General features: G+C 67.5%; 1 protein-coding gene and 1 other annotated feature. The gene reads right to left on the reverse strand.

What is annotated here, in order from left to right:
- Positions 1-15: 15 nt before the first annotated feature.
- Positions 16-1292, reverse strand: a protein-coding gene (locus AC1DIW_RS21810) for an IS3 family transposase (protein WP_478110911.1) whose coding sequence is annotated in 2 segments (ribosomal slippage) — positions 16-1001 and positions 1001-1292 — 1278 coding nt in all. Because the reading frame shifts where the segments join, the coding sequence is not laid out codon by codon here.
- Positions 859-1014: a sequence feature (AL1L pseudoknot), on the reverse strand. It overlaps the preceding gene by 156 nt.
- Positions 1293-1346: the final 54 nt, after the last annotated feature.

Consider the following 1346-nt stretch of genomic DNA (forward strand, 5'->3'; position numbering starts at 1 on the left):
TGTCCCGTACCGGGTCTAGTGGAGGCTCGGAACTGACGTTTCGACGGTAGCCGTCACGGGCTTCTGCCGGTAGTGCTGGTCCTCGAGCTCGACAGGCGGGATGAGCCCGATCTCGCCGTGGAGACGTCGGTGGTTGAACCAGTCGATGTACTCCGCGACCGCGATCTCGAGGTCATCGATGCAGCGCCACGGACCCCGGTTACGGATCAACTCGGCCTTGAACAGCGAGTTGAACGCCTCGGCCAGCGCGTTGTCATAGGAGTCACCGGTCGAACCCACCGAAGCGACCGCACCGGCGTCGGCGAGGCGCTGGGTGTAGCGGATGGCGAGGTACTGAACTCCCTTGTCGGAGTGATGAATCAGCCCGGTGGTGTCCCGGCCGGCGCGGGCTCGGTCCCACAACCCCATCTCGAGGGCGTCCAGGGCCAGGTCGGTGCGCAGATTCTTGGCCAGTTGCCAGCCGACGACGCGGCGGGAGTAGACGTCGATGACGAATGCGGCGTACACCCACCCGGCGAAGGTGCGGCAGTAGGTGATGTCCGCGACCCATAGCTGGTCCGGTGCCGTGGCGGTGAACGCCCGTTGCACCAGGTCCGGTCGAGTGTCGGGTCCGCTGCTCGGGATCGTGGTGCGTGGCCCCTTCGCACGGCTGACACCATGCAGGCCAACGGATCTCATCAACCGGTGCGTCGTGCACCGAGCCACCGCATGGCCCTGCCGGCGTAGCTCGGCGTGGACCTTCCGGACGCCGTACACGCCGTAGTTCTCGGCGTGGATCGTCACGATCCGCGCCAGCGTCGCCGCGTCGCTGATCGCCCGCGCCGACGGCGTCCGCTTCTTGGCCGCGTAGTACGTGCTCGGGGCGATCTGCGTGCCGGCCCCCGTCAGGACGGTGCAGATCGGCTCGACCCCGAACCGGCCGCGGTGCTCGTCGATGTACTCCACGAGCACCCCGGTCGGCACTGTCGTGCTCACTTCAGCTTGCGGTCGAGCTCCGCCGCGGCGAAAAACGCGGACGCCGTCCGCAGGATCTCGTTCGCCCGGCGTAGCTCCTTGACCTCCCGCTCGAGCTCGGCGATCCGCGTCGCCTCAGCCGTGGTCACGCCCGGCCGGTGGCCCTCGTCGACCTCGGCCTGCTGGACCCAGTTACGCAACGTCTCTGAGTTGATCCCCAGCTGGTCACCGACCCGCTTGAGCGCCCCGGAACGCGTGTCCGGGTCACGCCGCAGCTCGACGGCCATCCTGATCGCTCGCTCCCGAAGCTCCTCCGGGTACTTCCTCGGTGCTCCCATAACTCTCATCCTTCCGTGGAATGAGAGCCTCCATCAGACCCGGAACGGGACAGT

The organism is Terrabacter sp. 01T434 (assembly GCF_056398545.1).